The sequence below is a fragment of the Dyadobacter luteus genome (genome assembly GCF_003383615.1).
Taxonomy (GTDB): Bacteria; Bacteroidota; Bacteroidia; order Cytophagales; family Spirosomataceae; genus Dyadobacter; species Dyadobacter luteus.
In genome coordinates this window covers 47177-67302 of record NZ_QNUL01000023.1, presented here as the reverse complement: position 1 = coordinate 67302, position 20126 = coordinate 47177, and the positions used below count along the sequence as shown (strand labels likewise).

General features: G+C 42.9%; 13 protein-coding genes. 8 read left to right on the top strand and 5 right to left on the bottom strand.

The features are described from left to right. The 4 genes from DSL64_RS22055 to DSL64_RS22040 all read right to left on the bottom strand — a co-directional run bounded on the left by DSL64_RS22055 (position 1) and on the right by DSL64_RS22040 (position 6467). Complete coding sequence (locus tag DSL64_RS22055; protein ID WP_115833110.1) at positions 1-3426, bottom strand: TonB-dependent receptor; 3426 nt, start codon at positions 3424-3426, stop codon at positions 1-3. Between the two features lie 277 nt (positions 3427-3703). Next, positions 3704-4786: a FecR family protein gene (locus DSL64_RS22050; protein ID WP_115833109.1), complete on the bottom strand. Its 1083-nt coding sequence runs from the start codon at positions 4784-4786 to the stop codon at positions 3704-3706. 112 nt (positions 4787-4898) lie between these two features. Continuing rightward, a complete protein-coding gene (locus DSL64_RS22045) occupies positions 4899-5468 on the bottom strand; it encodes an RNA polymerase sigma factor (protein ID WP_115833108.1) in 570 nt (189 codons plus the stop codon). A 168-nt stretch (positions 5469-5636) separates the two neighbouring features. Then, a complete protein-coding gene (locus DSL64_RS22040) occupies positions 5637-6467 on the bottom strand; it encodes an MYG1 family protein (RefSeq protein WP_115833107.1) in 831 nt (276 codons plus the stop codon). A gap of 433 nt (positions 6468-6900) precedes the next feature. Here DSL64_RS22040 and DSL64_RS22035 point away from each other — a divergent pair, with 433 nt between their 5' ends. From DSL64_RS22035 to DSL64_RS22015, 5 genes are all read left to right on the top strand, one after another. Next, positions 6901-7992 carry a T9SS type A sorting domain-containing protein gene (locus DSL64_RS22035; protein WP_115833106.1) on the top strand — a complete coding sequence of 364 codons (1092 nt, stop codon included), beginning with the start codon at positions 6901-6903 and terminating at the stop codon, positions 7990-7992. A 37-nt stretch (positions 7993-8029) separates the two neighbouring features. Further along, positions 8030-8620: a collagen-like triple helix repeat-containing protein gene (locus DSL64_RS22030; RefSeq protein ID WP_115833105.1), complete on the top strand. Its 591-nt coding sequence runs from the start codon at positions 8030-8032 to the stop codon at positions 8618-8620. A gap of 173 nt (positions 8621-8793) precedes the next feature. Beyond that, on the top strand, positions 8794-9018 hold the full coding sequence (locus DSL64_RS22025) for a DUF2798 domain-containing protein (RefSeq protein WP_115833104.1): 225 nt from the start codon (positions 8794-8796) through the stop codon (positions 9016-9018). 11 nt (positions 9019-9029) lie between these two features. After that, the gene (locus tag DSL64_RS22020) at positions 9030-9620 is read left to right on the top strand and encodes a Crp/Fnr family transcriptional regulator (protein WP_199539466.1); all 591 of its coding nucleotides are present in this window, start codon (positions 9030-9032) and stop codon (positions 9618-9620) included. Between the two features lie 243 nt (positions 9621-9863). Beyond that, positions 9864-12473, top strand: a complete 2610-nt coding sequence (locus DSL64_RS22015) for a hybrid sensor histidine kinase/response regulator (protein ID WP_115833103.1) — start codon at positions 9864-9866, stop codon at positions 12471-12473. 75 nt (positions 12474-12548) lie between these two features. On the opposite strand, the gene DSL64_RS22010 is transcribed toward DSL64_RS22015, so the two are convergent. After that, entirely contained in the window at positions 12549-15269 is a 2721-nt protein-coding gene (locus tag DSL64_RS22010) for an exo-rhamnogalacturonan lyase family protein (RefSeq protein WP_115833102.1), read from the bottom strand. Positions 15270-15449: 180 nt separating this feature from the next. Between DSL64_RS22010 and DSL64_RS22005 the strand changes: the two genes are divergently transcribed. From DSL64_RS22005 to DSL64_RS21995, 3 genes are all read left to right on the top strand, one after another. Then, positions 15450-15872 carry a hypothetical protein gene (locus tag DSL64_RS22005; protein WP_115833101.1) on the top strand — a complete coding sequence of 141 codons (423 nt, stop codon included), beginning with the start codon at positions 15450-15452 and terminating at the stop codon, positions 15870-15872. Between the two features lie 249 nt (positions 15873-16121). Further along, positions 16122-18953, top strand: coding sequence for a TonB-dependent receptor (locus DSL64_RS22000; RefSeq protein ID WP_115833100.1), 2832 nt, complete (start codon positions 16122-16124; stop codon positions 18951-18953). A 75-nt stretch (positions 18954-19028) separates the two neighbouring features. Continuing rightward, the gene (locus DSL64_RS21995) at positions 19029-20093 is read left to right on the top strand and encodes a phytase (RefSeq protein ID WP_115833099.1); all 1065 of its coding nucleotides are present in this window, start codon (positions 19029-19031) and stop codon (positions 20091-20093) included. Positions 20094-20126: the final 33 nt, after the last annotated feature.

Here is a 20126-nt window from a genome sequence, read left to right as displayed (position 1 = left end):
TTAGAATTTAACGTTAACTCCGATCTGGTAAGTGATGTTGCTTGGTCCGTTACCACTTGCCAAGGCTGTTGTAGCATATTCAGGATCCCATCCCTGGTACTTTGTGAAAGTAAACGGATTCAATACGTTTCCATAAATTCTCAGTTGGCTCATTTTCATTCTTTCCAACACTTTGGATGGCAATGTGTAACCTAACGTGATGTTGCGAAGCTTTACGAACGACGCATTGGTATAGTTACCATTGTTTCCGTTATAAGGTCCGGCATTCACCGAATGAGGATACTTCGCATCTTCGTTACCAGCGCCACTTGTTCCCCATGTAGCTGTAGGAGCGCCGGCAGCATTTGTTCCCCATGTATTCCAATCGTAACGATCTACCCCTGGCGGAACGTAGTAATCAAAGTTAATTTTCGGCCTTCCGCGTTGGTTATTGCCTGGTCCGAATTCTTCTAAGAAACGGTCATTTACAAATACTCCCTGACGTGTGAAGAAGTTGAAAGAGAAATCCCAGTTTTTATAACGAATATTCGAAGTCACACTTCCAGTCCATGTAGGATCAGGACTACCCAAAATTACTCTGTCATCTGCAGCTGTGATCCTTCCATCACCATTTTGATCCTGAGCGATCGACTGGCCAGGCTGTTGTCCCCATTTCAGAGCTTCTTCAGCTTCTGACATTTTCCAGATGCCTGTCAATCTGTAATCATAAATTACATTGATAGGCTTGCCGATAAAACGGGCTTCACCCGGTACATCTTCTTTTTTACCATAAAGGGACTCAATCGCATTACGGTTACGTGAGAAAACGAAGTCAGTGCTCCACTGGAAATTTTCGGTACGTAAGTTGATAGTTTGCAAAGAAAGTTCTATACCTCTGTTGCTTACGGACCCGATGTTGTCTGTCATACTTGGTACGCCCGACTCAATGGTAAGTGCGCGGCTCATCAGCAAACCATCCGACAATTTATCATACAAATCAATAGCACCGGATACGCGGTAGTTGAACAAGCTATAGTCGATACCAAAGTTTAATTCACGTGTTTTTTCCCAGGTAATACCTTGGTTCACAGGACGACCTGGCGCAAAACCAGATACCACACTTCCGTCATAGTCGTACCATACAAGACTCCCTGTTTCAGGAGTTTGCTGTGCTCCGTAAGCGCTGATCCCATTGTTGTTACCAGAGAAACCAACACTCACACGTGCTTTCAAATCAGACAGAAAACGTGCTTTTGCAAATTGTTCTTCGGAGATTCTCCAGGCCAGAGCCGCAGATGGAAAAGCCTTCCATTTGTCTCTCAATTTGGAACTACCATCGTAACGCAATGTACCGGTTACAAAATATTTTCCTTTGTAATCGTAGTTGGCGCGGGCAGCATACGAAAGCAGTGCTGTTTCAGAATAAGCGGTATTCGAACTAGCATTTACAAGTGTTCCGCTGAACAAATTATACCATTGTGAATCGTAAGGCAGATTGTTAGATGCTGCCTGAATACGCTCAAAACGAGTTTTGAAAGCACTATGAATCAAGGATACATTTATATTGTGACCGCCGTTCAGACTTTTTGTATAGTTCAAGACATTGTCCCATGTAAACTCAAAGTTTTCTGTGTTGGACTGAAACGCATGATCCTGGCTACGGTTTCCGTTTACCACACCATAGTAACGACCTGTTCTGCTTCTGTTGAAACGAGGAAGTAAGGAAGAACGAAAAGAAAGTCCGTCGAAAGGACGAATCTCAGCGAAGATACTACCCAAAATATCATATCTGCGAATTTCTTCAGTTCCGCTGTTAATCTCCAGAAGCGGGTTTGGCGAACTTGTGAAGTTACCTGTTCCCTGAATAGAAGCTGCGATACCCGGTTGCTCAATCAGATTACCATTTTCATCATAAGCTCCAAGAATATTCGGCATACGCAATACATCGCGGTAACCATTTTGGCTACCCGAGTTATTGATACCCATTGTCATATTCACGCTTCCCCCTGCAGAGAAAAACTTGGATGCCTTGTGTTCTGCTGACAACTTGATAGTATAGCGGTTCAAATCTTCATTGATAAAGTTTCCTTCTTCATTCTGATAACCCAAACCCAGGTTATAGGAAAGCTTATCACTATTACCCGAAATACCCAGATAATGGTTTTGCTGCTTTCCGCTACGCGTTCCCAGTTTCAACCAATCCTCGTAGTTTTCTTCATACAAACGGCGTTCGAGCAACGGACTGTTTTGCAAAATCGGCCCTTTTTGTGGCAATGAATAAGCTCCGTTTGCATATTGATAATAAGCTGAGGTACGGAAATCAACCCATTCTCTCCCATCCATAAAGTCAGGAATACGGGCCAATTCTCTGATACTGTAATATCCGTCGTAGGTAACCTGTGTACGCGTTCCGCCAGGCTTTCCGGCATTTTTAGTACGAACAATTACAACCCCGTTAGAACCCCTGGAACCGTAAATTGCCGTAGAAGACGCGTCTTTCAAAATATCAATTTGCTCGATATCATTGGGGTTCAGAAAGTTAATATCAGAGGTTACCACACCATCAACCACATACAGGGGACTGCCACCTGCCAGGGAGTTTTGCCCACGGATCTGAATGGAAAAGCCACCGCCCGGACGCACCGAATTGCTGCTGATATCAACACCTGCCACAGCACCCTGAATCGCACCCAAGGCGGAAGTGGTACCGCGGGATGTAATTTTTTCTGCGTCAACTGATCCCACAGACCCTGTCAAATCTTTCTTTTTCACAGTTCCATAACCGACAACTACCACCTCACTCAGACTTTTCGTATCTGGTGCCAGATTGACCTTCAGCTCATTGCTATTGGTGATAGCAACGTCCTGGGTAATATATCCGATGTACGAGAATGTAAAGGCTGTTACATCATCAGGAACTGAAAGACGAAATTTTCCATCAATATCAGTGCTGGTTCCGACCGTACTTCCCTTTGCCTGAATATTTACACCCGGCAATCCGGTTCCATTTTCATCCAACACCACACCAGAAATCGTCTTGTCCACAGCGGATGTATTCATTCCAGTAGTAACCCTGGGCTTATTGGTTGCCTGCGGCTTAAGGATGATTGTCTTGCCGGAAATTTCATAGCTGATCTGCAACTTCTGAGATAACCCCTCCAGAATATCAGAAAACCGCGTGTTGGGCATATCAAACGAAATCTTACGATTGGCGTCGATCAGTTCCGGGCTGTATAAAAAATTGACACCCGCTTTCCCCTCCAGATATTCCAACACCTTTTCCACTTTTCCTTGTTGGAAAGAGACAGATATGCGTTGATTCAGAAATTCCTGCGCGCGAAGATCTCTCGCCTGAGGAGTACCCAGAAAGACAAGCACCAATCCCAGACCCATCACCATGCGGCGAAATGTCATGGATTGATTTTGATAAAAGTTAAGTTTTCTCATAAATGGCTGTTTTTTGAATAAAGAGTTACGTGACCAGCCTTCGGACTGACACCAATAGATGAGCTAGTAAATAGTATAAAAGACATATATTATTGATTTATATATCGATTAGAGCAAATCCCGAATGCCATACCCTCCAAAACTGAATTTTTTTCAAAAAATGATTCAATTTTTATTTCTGTTCAGATAGTGTTCACAGTTGCTCTGAAATATAGAGCGCGTGAGATTACAATAACAGACTGAAAATGAATATTAAACAGAAATTGATCAGAAGAAATCAGTGGCAACCGTCACCGGATATGGTGACCAAACCATTTTTATCGATAGCAAATTGAAGATTCAGACCCAGGCACACCATACGTAGTTTCTCTACAAGAGGTTGGTCACCCAGTCGTGCTGTAAGCGTACAGTTTTGTAACTTCTCAGCATCATATTTTATTCTTACAGCATAGGTATTTTTCAGGGTTTCAAACACCTCTGCAACAGGTGTTCTCCTGTAAATGAAGTTATTACTTTCAATCGGAAGATTCCCGGCACCAGCAGTACCCTCATCCACAGCGGAAGGAACAGGTAAGGTACCGGAAATAAAGTCGCTGAACTTTACTTCCTGATGTGCCTGGAGGATAAGTTTTTTTACATCAGATTTGGGCTGTTTTTCGGAATCATCTGTGTGTGGTGTAAAATTCACGGAAACTGTTCCCGTTTTGACCCTTACAAGCGGGGCCTCGTTCTTAACATCTTTTATTCTAAAACTTGTGCCAAGTACGCTTGTTTTTAAGCGGCTTGAAGAAACGACAAATGGCCGGTGCGGATCTTTCGTTACTTCGAAAAATGCTTCTCCCGTCAGCTCTATTCCACGCAAACTGTCACTAAATTTTTCAGGATACACTATTTTGCTATTAGGAAGAACAATTACGGTACTTCCATCTGGCAGCGTAATATGTCCGGGCTCCTTTCCTGAATTAGCGAATTGTAACCAACGTACGTCGCTCTGGGCAGTCCTCTTACCACTAATCGGATTATCCTGATTTCTGAAATTGTAATAAGCGAGCGCAGCAACCAATAGTATGCTGGCAGCGACAGAAAACCAGCTGAAGTCAGAAGTGATTCTTCTTTTTTTTCTTATCGTTTTGTCCAGGATTCCCTCTACATTATACGCAACAGACTCCTCAGAAACAGAAAGCCCATCTTCCAGCAGCGACTGAATTATTTCCTTTGCGAGATAGAAATTATCCTCCTGATCGGGATGAGACAGCAGCCAGGCATGCCAGTAGGTATCAAGTGCATCTGTTGGATGACTTATCCACTGGCGGAAATCGGGATCGCTGAGCAGGAGCTCTATATCTTCGTTGCTGGACAATTTACAATTCGTATTTACTGGTATAACACTTAGAGTGGATTTCTCTACTTATACCCTTTTGAAAAGCATTTTTTTTCGAAGTATGCAGAAATGACGATTCAAAGGCCCTATTTTAAATAACAAAGCAGCATAAAACTACAGACAACTGATACCATTGTTCTCTCAGATAATTCAGACCTCTGTACAAAAAGTTGCTGGCTGTTTGTTTATTGACGCCCATAACCGTAGCAATCTGATCTACAGATAATTCCTGAAAATACTTAAGATACAATGCCTCACGTTGACGCTCAGGTACCCCATCCATCAAATGAGAAAGCTTTCTTTCGTTAAAATTTTTGGTCTCGAATTCGATTAACCTGCTCTCTGAATCAGACTCGTCTTCCATCCAGAATGGTACAGAGATTTCTATAGCACTCTTCCTCAGAGCAAGAAATACATTATTCCGAATTGTCTTGAACAGATAAAACCGGACACTTTCCGGCGATCCCAATGACGCACGGTGTTCCCAGAGATAAATAAAACTTTCCTGGAGACAGTCTTCGGCTTGCTCACGATCTTTGGTAAAACGGGTAGCATACTGAAAAAGTGGCGCATAATACCTTTTCAACAGGATTTCATACGCTTTCTTATTTCCTGCTTTAAAGGAATTCCAGAGCTCCGGATCATCAGAATACAGTTTCATATCGCATACAATTGGTAATGGCAAAACATTGTTGCGAACCGGATTATGGCCTTATACCATCCTCACCTGCCCGCAATAATGGCTACCAAAAGCGATAATTCTTTTTATATACTGTAATTTTCTGTGAGAGTTTCAGATATTTTTTAAACTTTTCCTGAAAAGGTTGTATTAAACAGCTTCACCCGAAGAAGGTATAAATTCGAAAGACGGTAATGAGGCAGCGAATTGAACAGCAGTTTCCCTTTCTTTAATAACAGCCATAAATCCGCTCTTATGCCTGAAAACGAATCCTTCGCATTCCGAAACATTTTCAGGAATCTGTCCAATAGTTGTATCCCTGCTATTGATCTGCCATCCATTAGCATGAGACATTACTGCATAAAGATGCTCCTTCTTAGATTTCCATACAGAGGAATGTGCCTCAAAAACAGCTACGTTATTGTCCAAAATGAGTCTTTCTGCATAGGCAGCTTCTGACTTCGCTTTTTTCAAAGCCGAATTGACCTCATTTTCAATAATTAATGCAGCGAAATCTACTGCACGCCAGAAATTCCCCAGTTGTTCCTCTCCGCTTACATTTTCTCTGTTAAACCCGCCGATCAAAGCGGAAGTATTACGAAAACCCTTTGGCAGCAAGTCGAGCGTTGCAAAAATATTGTCCCGGTTGGTATCCACGGCGTCTATACTCGCAATGAATCTTTCGAAATAAGGCTGCGCCTCCACGGGGCAAACTTCATTTTTTACATGTTCATATATAAGTCCGGCTGCAGATTGCAGGCTCATATCCTGATGGTGATCGAAGTTGAGCATGGTTGCATCATACACTCCCCCTACATCTACTACTGCCACAGTTGCATCAGTGATTGCTTCGTTTAATACTTCCTGGTTTCTTGTTCGGATCAGCTCCAACTGATATCCTGCCCGTCTGAGCAAAGCAATAGCCACTACTTCGTCTGCATGAAAGAAAGTATCATGCGTAATTACTTTTAGATATTTCATGTGGCAAGTATACCAAAACTAATCCCAAAATAACACAACGCCCCAAAACGTATAGTTGTAGACACATTCTTTGCGGCATTCAATACTCAGTTTGTCCCTTTTCGACACGTACCAGTCGAAGATCTCGTATTTTCTTGAAACACCATAAGATAAATTTCGACAATCCCTACGTAGCCAATCTCCAACTTTCTGATTATTAAATCGTTAAAATCTACACGAATGAATTAAGGTTCGTAGATTTATTTTAAATCATACTACATGAACAATTTCTATATAATTTATCAAAATCGATTGAAACGTAAATTTGGCATACAAATTGTAAATGACAGGCAGGATATGTAACAGACTGATTATTTATCCCGATAGTACTAATTGCTTACGTATAATTCATTAAAAAATTCAATCTCAAAACATCTACTAATCTTCACACCTTATGAAAAAGTTGCTTCGAAACTTTTATTTGACCTGCCTTGCAACGGTTGCCATGGTCGGTGTCAGTACGGCACAGGAAAGGCTTACGGCTATTGAGTATAGAAATATAACTATTGCTCCGGATGGAAGAAGTTTCTCTATGGATGTGTGGGCGCGTTCCGTGGAACCTGCATACACGACAGCAGCTGCCCCGTGGGAAACATTTGAGATCAAAATAGATCTCACACTGGTAGGAGGCGCTACAGAAGTAGGGAACCCTACAGTAACCAGTAATGGAATTTCCACTTCGCCTGTCGTAACAAATAATGTATTGGGAGGTACGGGTCCACGCTTAGCATTCTCACTCACCAGAGGTACTGGTGCGAATCTTACTGCGGCTGCACAAAGACTGGTATCCGTTTCTGTACCAGTATTAAACGGAATTGTGACGTCGGCCTCAGTTGCAGCCACAAGACCTTCTCCGGAATCGCCATTGTCACGAGAAACATATTGGACGAGCTCAGTTAATCCTTCCGTATTTCGCTCATTGATCATTCCTGTCGACACCCCACTCCCGGTAAAACTGAGTTCATTTCGGGCCACAAAAGAAGGAAGCACTCTTGCTCAGCTTAATTGGACCACAACTGAAGAGGTTAATTCAAGTCGTTTTGATATAGAACGTAGTGCAGATTCAAAAAACTGGCAGATCATTGGCAGCGTAGCTTCCAACGGAAACTCAACTGCCACGAATAGCTATAATTTTACAGACGTAACACCATTAAGCGGTATCAATTACTATCGCCTTAAAATGGTTGACCTTGATGAAACATTTGCAAATAGCAGCATTCAAACCGTCTCCTTTGGAGATTTCTCTGACAGAGCGGTTAGTGTTTATCCAAATCCGGTTTCAGACGTACTTTACCTGAATGATGCCAATCTGGTCTCTGTGAAGCAAATTGCATTAGTTACAACTGACGGCGTAACGGCGTTTCAGGCAAACTCCATCAATTCGGATGGTATTTCGGTCAAAAATTTGTCTGGCGGACTTTATGTAGTTAAGCTGACTCATCATGACGGATCGTCCACCAATCACCGTGTACTGATCACTCGCTAGTACCTTACCATTTATTCATAACTAATCTTATACGAACATGTTAAAAAAAATATCCTTCCTTGCTTATTTCGGACTTGCCTTACTACTTGTTAACTGTAAAGGAGAAGATGGTGCTGTGGGGCCTGCCGGAGCTACCGGTGCGAAGGGCGATGCAGGTACTGTAGGTCCTGCCGGTCCAAAAGGCGATACGGGTGTCAGCGGGGCAGCTCGCTATTATTCCCTTGGAGTAGACTCTACAGATGAAAACGGCTACATCTTTGTGGACATTCCCGCAACTACTGCCGCTGAAGAAACTTTCTGGGGAAATGCTGCGGTGCTGGTTTTCCTAAAATCGAATGGTGTATACTGGGCGCTTCCGGCTACAGTTACCTTTCCTGGTAACGTCGAAAGCACATTTGCTTATTACCATGGATATGCGCAAAAGGTATTTTATGCAGAAATCTTTCAAAAAGATTGGACAGGAAAATCCAACGGCGTCACTAATGCTCCTGTAAGAAAGGTAGATGATATCCGTGTCGTTGCTATTCCTGCAACTGCCATGCGTTTAAATGGCCAGGTTAACTGGAAAAGTCTGGACGCTGCAACGGCTGCACTTGGGCTCACTGAAAGTGATCTTAAATCACTGTAAACTGGTTCAATAGTCAAGCATATTGTACAGGAAAAAGGTACTTGCCATAGGGTGAGTACCTTTTCTGCTTTACGCCAACATCAATGAGTGCCGATTTTATATACTTTTGACCTGGATCAATGTTTTGGAAATCTTTCAGCAGCATCTTTGCCGGCTAACTGATAAAGGCTTGCATGAAAAAGAAACATTTTAAATACATTAATACCCTCTTTGTAGTGGTTCCCATGACTTTGATTATGGCGTTTGTTGGCATTATGCGTAACTACGGAATGGGGCCAGAATGGTTTTCCAAATTCCTCAAAGCGTGGAGTGTGATGCTACCGGTGGCCTACTTTGCGGCATTTATAATTATTCCCAACGCGAGAAAACTCGCAGAAAAGGTTACCTCCAGACCTTAGAACAAAATCTGATGGAAAACATTTATGACCAGGCAGCCAAATACATAACGGATAGAATTGAAGTGACAGAGGATGAGCTCACGATAATTCTCTCCTACTTCAAGCCTATGAAGGCGCGAAAAAATCAGATTCTTATCTCACAGGGACAGACCAGCCAAAGGACATTTTTTATTGGTAAAGGGTGTATAAGAATCTATTTCATTACTGAACAAGGTCACGAGGCAACACGTTATTTTGCATTCGAAAATGATATCGCCGCAGCCCTAATTAGTTTTATTACCCACAAACCTTCCCCTGAGTACATACAATCTGTTGAGCATGCCGATTTACTGTACATTGAGCAGGACGACTTTTTTTACCTGCTCGAAATCATTCCGGCATGGGAAAAGTTCTATCGAAGTTTTCTGGAAAAAGCCTATGTGAATAATACCAACAGGCTCATGTCTTTCCTCACAATGAATGCCACAGAAAGATATACACGACTATTGGATGAATATCCTGATGTAATCAAACGGCTATCCAACAAAATGGTGGCCACTTATCTCAACCTTTCTCCTGAAACACTGAGCCGGCTGAAAACGAGGCTTCAGTCAGGTCAATAGCGTTTGCTTTTTTCGATCAATACCTCTTCATATACCAGTTTAAAAATTACTTCTACAACTGGTAATCAAGCCTATAAGACAATGCATGTCGATTCTTTTAAATAATATTCATTACGATATACAATTTTAACGAGAAATGTAGGAACTTCGGCAATGCGGAAGCGCTGGTCACGGTATAGCCTTTAAGCACAGTTTATTCCGAATTATTATTTGCCCTTCAGTAATAACTGAGAAAAGTGTTATATGCTCTCAACTTTATTAAATAGAAACTTCCGGGGACCGTTTCTCAGTATTTGTGCTGGTTTGATGCTGATATTGGGATCCCAATACTATGCATACAAAAGTGTGGAGAATCTGAGTGAGCATAATATAGGACTCAATAAAACGACCAGAATTCTACATCAGACTGCCAACTTCGGACAACGTGCCAAGGATCTGCAACTCAATATGCACAGTTTTCTGAATACTGATAACCAGGCACTTCTGAGAGACAATTACCTGAAACGCGTTGAATTGATCGAAGTAAGTGATACGCTTTTCAACTTAATAAAGGGAGACAATCAACAGACTTCCAGAGTGAAGGATCTGCTGGAAATTTCCAGCCGCATTGCCTTGTTTGCCCATCAAGTCATGAAGGCATATCAGATCGAGGGAACTGAGCAAGCGAAGACCATGATCCGGCAAGGCGAAGGAATCAGGCTTAACCAATTGCTGATGAATAAGATATCAGAGATTGATCGTTACGAAAATCTGAATCTGGAAAACCGCCGTAAACTGGTAGTCAGCACACATCGAGATACGACGCGTGCAATAACCGGAACCACTATGGCCGGTTTCTTTCTCACTATGGCGGCATTTGTTTTCATGGTACGTGAGCAACGCCGCCAGCGCATGATGCAGGCTGAACTGAATAAAAAGGAAGCTGTTCTCAAACAATACGTTGAAGCCATACCCGACGGTATCATGGTGCTGAATTCCGATAAGGAAATAGGGCTGCTGAACCAATCAGGGAGAGAAATGCTCGGTCTGAAGAATGAAGTGGTGCCAGATCTGAAAACATTATCTGAATATGTGAACTACACTTATTGGGATGATATAGCCAGAACAATTGAACCCGATGATCTACCTGTAAACAAGGCCTTATACGGTTATAAAAATACCGGCAATAAGCTTAATATTCTACTGGATGGTAAGATTAAAAACCTCGAATCAAATGTAAGTCCGGTTTACGAAGCCAACGGAGAAATTGTAAGTGCGATCACTGTTTTCCGCGACATTACAGAACGTGTCAATTACCAGACGATGCTTGAAAACGCACGTATTCTGGCGGAGAAATCACTTCGTGTAAAGGACGTATTTCTTTCCAATGTAAGTCATGAAATCCGTACACCACTGAACGCGATCATCGGTTTTACCAATCTGCTGGAAGGTGAGCTGAAAGACCACAAGAGCCTCGAATTTGTAACATACATACAATTAGCAAGTAAAAACCTGCTGGAACTGATCAACGATGTACTTGACTTCTCTAAAATTGAGGGCGGTCATGTCCAGCTGGAAAAAACACCTACTTCACTCAATGAACTGATTGATTCTGTTTCTGTACTCATCAGTCAGCGAGCGCGCGAAAAAGGTATTGACTACGAAGTTAAGCTAGCCGAAGGTCTTCCCAAAATCATAGATACAGATCAGTTACGCCTTACGCAAATCCTTTTAAACGTATGTGGGAATGCTGTGAAGTTCACAGAAAAAGGAAAGGTTAAACTAAGTGTAACTGCTATTTCTCCTATACGCAATGAGCAACAGGATCTTCAATTTACCATAGAGGATACGGGAATCGGTATTGCTCCTGACAAGCTGAATGAAATCTTTGATCGCTTTGTGCAGGCTTCTGAGAGTACAACCCGGCTTTTCGGTGGCACAGGACTCGGACTGAGTATTGTAAAATCCCTTGTAGAATTACTCGGCGGTACGATCGAAGTAAAAAGCGAGGCTCAAAAAGGCACTCAGTTCATAATACAGTGCTCCTTTAAGGTATTACCGGATGATACGTACGAGCAAAAAGATAAGTTGCTTCAACCTGCTGAAACAACGCTGCCTAAACTTCACGTGCTTGTTGCCGAAGACAATATACTAAATCAGAAGCTATTGAGAGCCATATTTGAAAGGCTGGGTCTGGAATTCACAATTGCTAATAACGGTTACGAAGCAATCCAGATTCTTCAGCAAAACCTGATATTCGATTTTGTGATTATGGATCTCCAAATGCCTGTGATGGACGGTTACACAGCAATAAAAAAAATCAGAAAGGAGATTTCGGCCACCCTTCCCATCATCACCATGACAGCCCACGCACTCGTCGGTGAAAAGGAGGAATGTTTGAGCATAGGCGCCAATGGTTATATTTCAAAACCTTTCAAACAGCATGAATTAATCCGCACCATTCTGCAAGTGACAGGAAAGGATGTTGCGTCGGATGACGAGAATAAAAAAGTAACAATACAAAAAACACCACATATGCCTGAGAGCACTTTAAACCTGACCTACCTGAATGAAATTACCGGTGGCAGTGAGGAACTTCGCGATGAACTGATTGCCATGTTTGAAACAGAAAGTACGACACAACTTGCGATCATAAGACAAGCCAATATAAATCACGATGCAAATGCCCTGGCTCAGGCCATCCACAAATATCGCTCTTCCCTGTTTTCAGTTGGCTTACTTCCGGTCGCTGACAAATACAAGGTACTGGAAGCAAGTTTGAAAAATAATATCTGGCCTGCAGACATCAACGAGTCCATTGTCTCTATCGAAAATGAAGCTTTGGCAGGCCTTTCCGAATTGAAGAATCTCTGAAATGTTGCCGGCAGAAAACAGAAAGACCAGCCCGGTTCAAGCAGGCTGGTCTTTCTGTTTCACAATTAATCACACTTACTTCAGGTATCTGCCTGCATAAGCCAGACATTGCATCGCTGCCAGTCCCCATTGTGCCACTGCATTTGTGGAGATTCCCTTTGCTTCTTCTATAGGCATAATTACCTGAGGTCCGGTGAGATTTTTTACATCATACGACTGACTCTTAATGCCAGCGCCTCCTTCAAAGAATTCATCCCACGCCCTGTCCGCAAGTTTTGCATCTTTCTTTCTCAGTGCTGCAAATGCCGTAAGACGTGCGTGTCCCTGCCGTAGATTCAATTTGGTAAGCGATTGACCCAAAACGCGCTTCTGTTCCTCTGGTGTTGCATTGTACAATTCGCAATACTGCACCCAGGCTTTTTCAAATTCAGGTATATCGAAAACTGCGATCAGTTCCGCGCATATTTCAGCAAGGCCAAATACAGCGCTCAGATGCGAAACAGACAACTTTCCTTTCTGAGCCATCTGAAATTTACCTGTGTTCAGATCCATAATGGATACTCCTGTAAAAAACCCGTGAGGCTGAGCAGCAATGGTTTTCATAGAATTCAGCAATTTGGTCTTCACTTTTTCATCACCGGTCCGCTCCCATTCCGTGAGCCACGCGCTTGCCAGTGCTCCCCAATCCGTTCCAAAAGAAATACTGGCAAGCTCTCCCTTCGGATCATTGGCAGGTGCGGTCTGCCCGATTTTCCTTCCCGGAATAATCGTCCGCAAAGTTTTATCTGCATCAATCTGTTCCTTCATTAAATCGCCTACCCTTTCGTCCGCGGTAAGGTAATAATAGAAGCGACGGTTGGCAGCAGTGCTGATACGCAGTTGCTTCGCGCTACATCCCCAGTGCATCACGTTATGCCGCGAACCAAGCGGACTGAATGGTCCGATATGGTGTACATCCACTTCCCCTGTATGCCTTGTCATAGCTTCCGCCATCCGGAATACATCACTTCGCCCCGTGCGCATGAAATAATACCAAAGCCATAGATCGGTAGAAAGCTCTGAATTATCCCAGGCATAGCCGCCTACATCGTAGCGCCATGTATGCCTGTCGTTATCGTATGCATGCATTACATCCCCGTAATTCCAGAAACCATACCATTTATGCTGATCCACTTGTTTATGGTAATAATCAAAATAAAAGTCTAGTTGCTTATCGATTTTTTCCTCAGCCGGATTTCCTTTTACTACTGCACTGAACGCCCCGCCAAAAACACCTGTTTGTGCAAAATACGCCGGCTCTGCTACGAGTTGCGCCGGATGTTGAATAGCATTTGCAATAGCAGCAATTTCAGCATTTTCAGGAGTTGCGGCTAAAATCTTCAATTGCATTTCACTGGTTCTGGCTACACCTACAGGCCGACCAAACTCCGGCTCATAATCCTCGTAAGTAATTTCAAGCGCATCGCGTTGTTTTTCAAAAGTGTCCTGTCCCATGCCATCATGGTAAAAGCGCAGGTCCATGGCAGAAGCCTTTGGAGCCCAGACCCACAGGGTAATTTCGGCCAGATTTGTATGCGCATTGCGGATATCAAGCTGAGCAGGATGGCTTTGCCAGAAATTCCTTATACCAAATAAAAACCCACCTTTTGACGAACCCAGATAACCTGTTCCTGTAGCTCTTTTCCCAAAAGCCGATTGCAACCAACCATGTCCGGCTTTGGTTCTTTTCTGTATTTCAAATGAATCGGGTGTGGGTTGGAAAAGTGTATAATCTCCGAAAGCAGGTATATAGTGCAGTCTTTTTGAAACGTTGTCAGGGAATTCGGTAGTGGATGGAGTTGCTTTACCATTAATCTGGGCATCTGTCACAGCCTTTCCCGGATCGCGTCGTAAACCTGTTAAACCACGAATAGCTTCAGCAAAAACACCATTGTCCTCACCGGTAAACCTCACATGCCGATTGTGTAGTTCGTCTTCCAGAGGTACACTTAGTCTCAAACCAATGCCGCTGATAAAATCTTTGCTTTCATCAGCATCATATATAATGGTGTGCAGAACACGGATCGCATCGCTGCTCTGATAGAAGTACAGCCTGACAACAAATGGTAATAAGGCTTTATTTTCAGCCGCATGTGAGCCCGTTATTTTGAGTACAGTACGTATCGGGCCACTCTGCTCAATTAAAACTTCCTTTATTTCACCTTGAAAAAACTCGGTTCTGATTTGTTCACCGGGCTCTGCGTCCGGTTGGTTTTGTACCTGTAACACCAGCCGGCCATCTTTTGCCGCAAGTCTCCCATCCCGTTCTATGCGGTCAATGATCAATTTGCCCTTTTTGTTAACCGTGCAAACAATTCTACCTGTATCAATGCTGATCATATCTGCATTTTCCGAAACCTTAATCCCCCCAGATACGGCTGATGCTTTCTCAGGCTTTAGCAATAATCCGCCGGCTATATCCGGCTGTGCAGAAATGGCGTGAGCTGTCCATTTAACAGAACCATCCGGCCATTGAGCTGTCTGCCAGCTTTGCACGGGTATCGCCCTTCCGTCCTGACTTTGCAAAGAAAAAGAGGAGTTTTTCTTCAGCGCTCCTTTTGGCCAGGGAACACCCCATGTCGTGCCAATTGTTTCCGCGCTTATTTTTGAATCAAGCCACTTCAACGGAACAGCTCCAGCCTGTAGGACGCTGCTCTTTTCTGTCTTTGCAAAAGACGAAGCAACCGGTAATCCGGCAGCCAGTACAAGCGCATTTTTAACAAATTTCCTTCGTGTAACCTGAGGTAAATATTTCATAATGCTTATAAATAAACCTATATTTCAAATATCAGAGGATGTAAAATAAGTTTGTAACCCTACTTTTACCAATTATCAAATGTAATCATTCCAATACCAGTCACTCTCCTGAGGTGTTATGTATGATTAATAAAACTTGTTTAATCCTGAGATTTCAAAATATCTTTCATTTTTTCGCTTATGAGAAAACTACTTATAGCTGCCTTACTTTTATGCACGGTCCTAAGCTGTGAACCACGGGAAATAGATACAATCAATATCAGGCAGGACTGGAAAGTAATGAGCATTAAAGAAAATGGAATAGTTGTTTTTGATGCTGCCAATGTTGAAGGAGCCAGCAGAGCTTACTCCAGGTTTACCATTGATCTTACGGATGCAAATGTGGTGAAGATGACAAACAAAGGTGGTGTGAAGCTTTCAGGTGAATGGGCACTGTCCGGCAATTATAAGAAATTGCTATTTACAAACATGACGATTACAGCTACTTCTCAGCCTAATGAAAACTACGAATTTGACATCATCAGCAGTCAGGGTAACAGGCTTCTTCTACAGAAATCCGACTCCCCAAAAGTGTTGTCGGAGTATATATTGATTCATAATTAAAACATATTCCTGCAACTGGCGTATTCCTGTCATTCTATTGTCAGAGATCGGCATTACTCAACTATTAATCAATCAGACTACTTCATTTCAGACAATTTCGGATTATCAGAGGCAATCCCGATAGCAGACAATCGACTGAAATTCAATCACTTAAAACATCAATTTTTCGGTGTTAACAATTTCATAATCTGGAACTAACACAAGGGTAACACAGCAAGGAGACCTTTGCACCCGAACAAAACCAGTGTTATGAACTTATTTACATCTACAAAAAATCTAATTACACTCTGCCTGTTGCTATTTGCAACTGTCGCCTTTGCCCAAAAGGGACTTATCACAGGTACGATCATGGACAGTCAAAAACTATCGCTGCCAGGGGCAACTCTTAAACTCTCTCCGGGAAATCAATATACAGTTTCTGATGTAAGGGGGAAGTTTGAATTTCTGAGTGTTCCGTCAGGAACTTACACACTGGAAGCTACTTACATCGGCTATCAGAATCACAAACAAGAAATTACTGTGCAATCGGGCCAAATCACTTCCATCCAGCTTGTAATGGATGAAGGAAGCCTTGACATGAATGAAGTTGTTGTATTAGGTGACCGTTTGAAAGGGCAAGCCAAAGCGCTGAACCAGCAACGTAACAACGAAAACATCAGTAACATTATATCCTCGGATCAGGTAGGTCGTTTCCCGGATTCCAACATCGGCGATGCACTTAAGCGTGTGCCGGGTATTACGATGCAGAATGACCAGGGAGAGGCACGTAACATCATTGTGAGAGGCCTTGCTCCTGAACTTAACTCCGTAACCATGAACGGCGATCGTATCCCATCTGCGGAAGGAGACAACCGTCGCGTGCAAATGGACTTGATTCCTTCAGATATGATTTCAACCATCGAAGTGAACAAGACCCTTACGCCGGATATGGACGCTGATGCTATTGGCGGTTCAGTAAACCTTGTAACGCGTGCAGCACCAAACGGACAACGCATCTCGGCAACATTATCAAGTGGTTTTAACCCTATCCGCGGAAAAGCGCTTTACACAGGAGGGTTTGTGTATGCCAATCGTTTTGCAAAAAATGCCATAGGAATGGTACTGAGCGGATCGTACAACAATAACAATTACGGTTCTGACGATGTTGAAGCTACATGGAGCAAAGATGATTTCGGCAATGTTTACATTGGTCAGTCGGATATCAGAAAATATGACGTACAAAGAATCAGAAGAAGTCTTTCAGCCGCATTTGATTTCAAATTAGGCCAAAACCACACCATCACTGCCAACGCGATGTACAACTGGCGCGACGATCTTGAAAACCGCTACCGTCTGCGTACTGATAATATCGCCCCTGTATATGACGACAACAACAGCATTACAGGATTCACAGGTCGTATCAGCCGTCAGACAAAAGGGGGTATTGAAAACAGCAGCAACAAAGGAACCAGACTTGAAGCACAGAAGGTACAGAATTACTCTGTAAAAGGCGATCACCTGTTGAGTTCAAAAGTTGATATGGACTGGTCTGTAAGTTATTCAACAGCAAGCGAAGACCGTCCTAATGAACGCTACATCAACTTCCGTAAAAGCGGTAGCCAGATCACTTACAACGGAGATTCCTTCTCCCCGATGTTCACTCCTACCAACCTTTCGGCAGGTTCATTGGGATTGAATGAGATCAGCGAAAACCATGACTTTACGGAAGAAACAGAACTTGGTGCGAAAGTAAATGTTCGTTTCCCATTGTATGTCATTGCCGATCAGAAAGGTCGTATGCGTGTAGGTGGACGTTTGAGATTGAAAACAAAGGATCGCAACAACAACTTCTTCGTATACAATCCTGTAAATGAGGATGATTATGCTACACTTGGAAGCACTTCTACAGTAAATTGGAATGCAGGCGATTTTCAGGCCGGATCACATCTGATTCCTGGTGTCTTTACTTCGAAGCAGTTCCTGGGTAATCTTAACCTGACCAATACTTCTCAATTTGAATCGGAAAGCGTGCCAAGTGAGTTTTTGGGACTTAACTACAATGCGAAGGAAAACATCGTAGCCGGATATGTACGCTGGGATCAGGATTTTTCTGACAAGCTATCTATGATTGCCGGTGTTCGTCTGGAAAACACTTCAATCGACTATACCGGAAATATGATCGAAGATGAAGAAGAACTTACAGGACAGCGTACTGTAAAAAACAGCTATACGAACTTGCTTCCAGGCTTGACCTTCAAGTATAACGCAACAGATAATTTCATCCTGCGTGCAGCTGCCACTACTGCACTTGCACGTCCTAATTACTACGCTCTTGCTCCTTACATCAGCACCATTCCGGGCGACAGAGAGATCAGAGCCGGAAATCCTGATCTGAAAGCAACCTACTCCTGGAATTTTGACCTGATGGCAGAAAACTATTTTGAATCTGTGGGCCTTATTTCAGGTGGTGCTTTCTACAAAAATCTGAAAAACTTTATTTACACATATCGTAATCAATCATACAACACAGCCAACTTCGCAGCAGATTTCCCTGGTGCCAGCAACCCGATTGCCGCTGGTGAGCTGTGGGATTTCTACCAGTCGAGAAACGGTGAGAATGTGAATGTATTCGGTTTTGAAGTAGCTTTCCAGCGTCAGCTTGATTTCCTTCCGGGCGCTTTGAAAAACCTTGGAATTTATACCAACTATACTTTCACCAAGTCATTTGCAAAAGGTGTTTATAACGAAGATGGTGATGTAAGAAATGATGTAACATTACCTGGAACTGCTCCTCATATGTTCAATGCGTCGTTGTCATGGGAAAATAAACGTTTCTCTGCACGACTTTCAGCCAACTACACCGCTGCTTATCTGGATGCATTGGGAGGTAGTGACTTTGATGATATTTACTATGACAAGCAGTTCTTCCTGGATGCCAACGCATCTTACAAGATAACTAAAAATCTACGTGTATTTGCTGAAGCGAACAATTTGACTAACCAGCCGTTGCGTTATTACCAAAGCATCTCATCACGCACTGTACAGGCTGAATACTACCGTCCTCGTTATAACATCGGTATCAAATTCGACCTTACCAAATAATTAAAACTGACAAATGAAGTTTAAAACCTGGGTCTGATTTATTCAGACTCAGGTTTTTCTAAATAACACTAACTTATGATCAAATATACCATTACCGCATGTTCGCTGGCTTTCCTGCTTGCCCTCACTTCTTGCGGAAAAAAAACAAGCGGTCTTAACGGCAACAGCGATTCCACAGCTATCAAACCTGTGATTATTACTGAGGCTGTCAGGCATGATACTGATGATCCTGCTATCTGGCTGAATCCGGAAGATCTTTCCAAAAGTCTGATCATAGGAACTGACAAAGACATTGACGGAGCATTGTATGTTTTCGATTTACAAGGGAAAATTATTGCTGATAAGGTAGTTAGAAATCTGAAACGTCCCAACAATGTTGATATTGCTTATGGATTGATGATCAATGGAAAGGCGACCGATATAGCAGTCGTAACAGAACGCGAAGCCAACAAAATACGTATCTTCAGTTTGCCTGATATGAAGGCGATTGACAATGGCGGCATTGAAGTGTTCAAAGGTGAAACCGTTCAGGCTCCGATGGGAATATCATTGTACACCCGACCATCCGACAAAGCGATCTTTGCAATTGTAGGACGTAAATCCGGACCGGCGGAAGGTTATTTGTGGCAATACAAACTTTCGGACGGAGGAAACGGGAACGTAGCTGCGGAAGTTGTCCGCAAGTTCGGCAAATATAGCGGCAAAAAGGAAATAGAATCTATCGCAGTTGACAATGAAAGCGGATACGTCTATTATTCCGATGAACAGGTTGGCGTAAGAAAGTATTATGCTGAGCCTGAAAAAGGTAACAATGAGCTTGCTCTCATTGCAAATGTGGGTGTCACCGAAGACAACGAGGGAATATCCATTTACAAAACAGGTGAAAAAACAGGCTACATTCTGGTTTCGGATCAGGGAGCAGGCAAGTTCCAGATTTTCCCTCGTGAAGGTAGTGCGAGCAATCCGCACGAACATAAAATGATCAAGTCTGTAAAGGTAACTGCTTTTAAAAGTGATGGTTCGGATGTAACAAACGTTGCGCTGAATGACCAGTTTAAAAAAGGCCTTTTTGTGGCGATGTCGGAAGGAAAAGTATTTCATTACTATCGATGGGAAGATATCATAGGCGCTGAAAAGTAACAGCGCTCCAGCATAATAGAAAACCGGTGCATG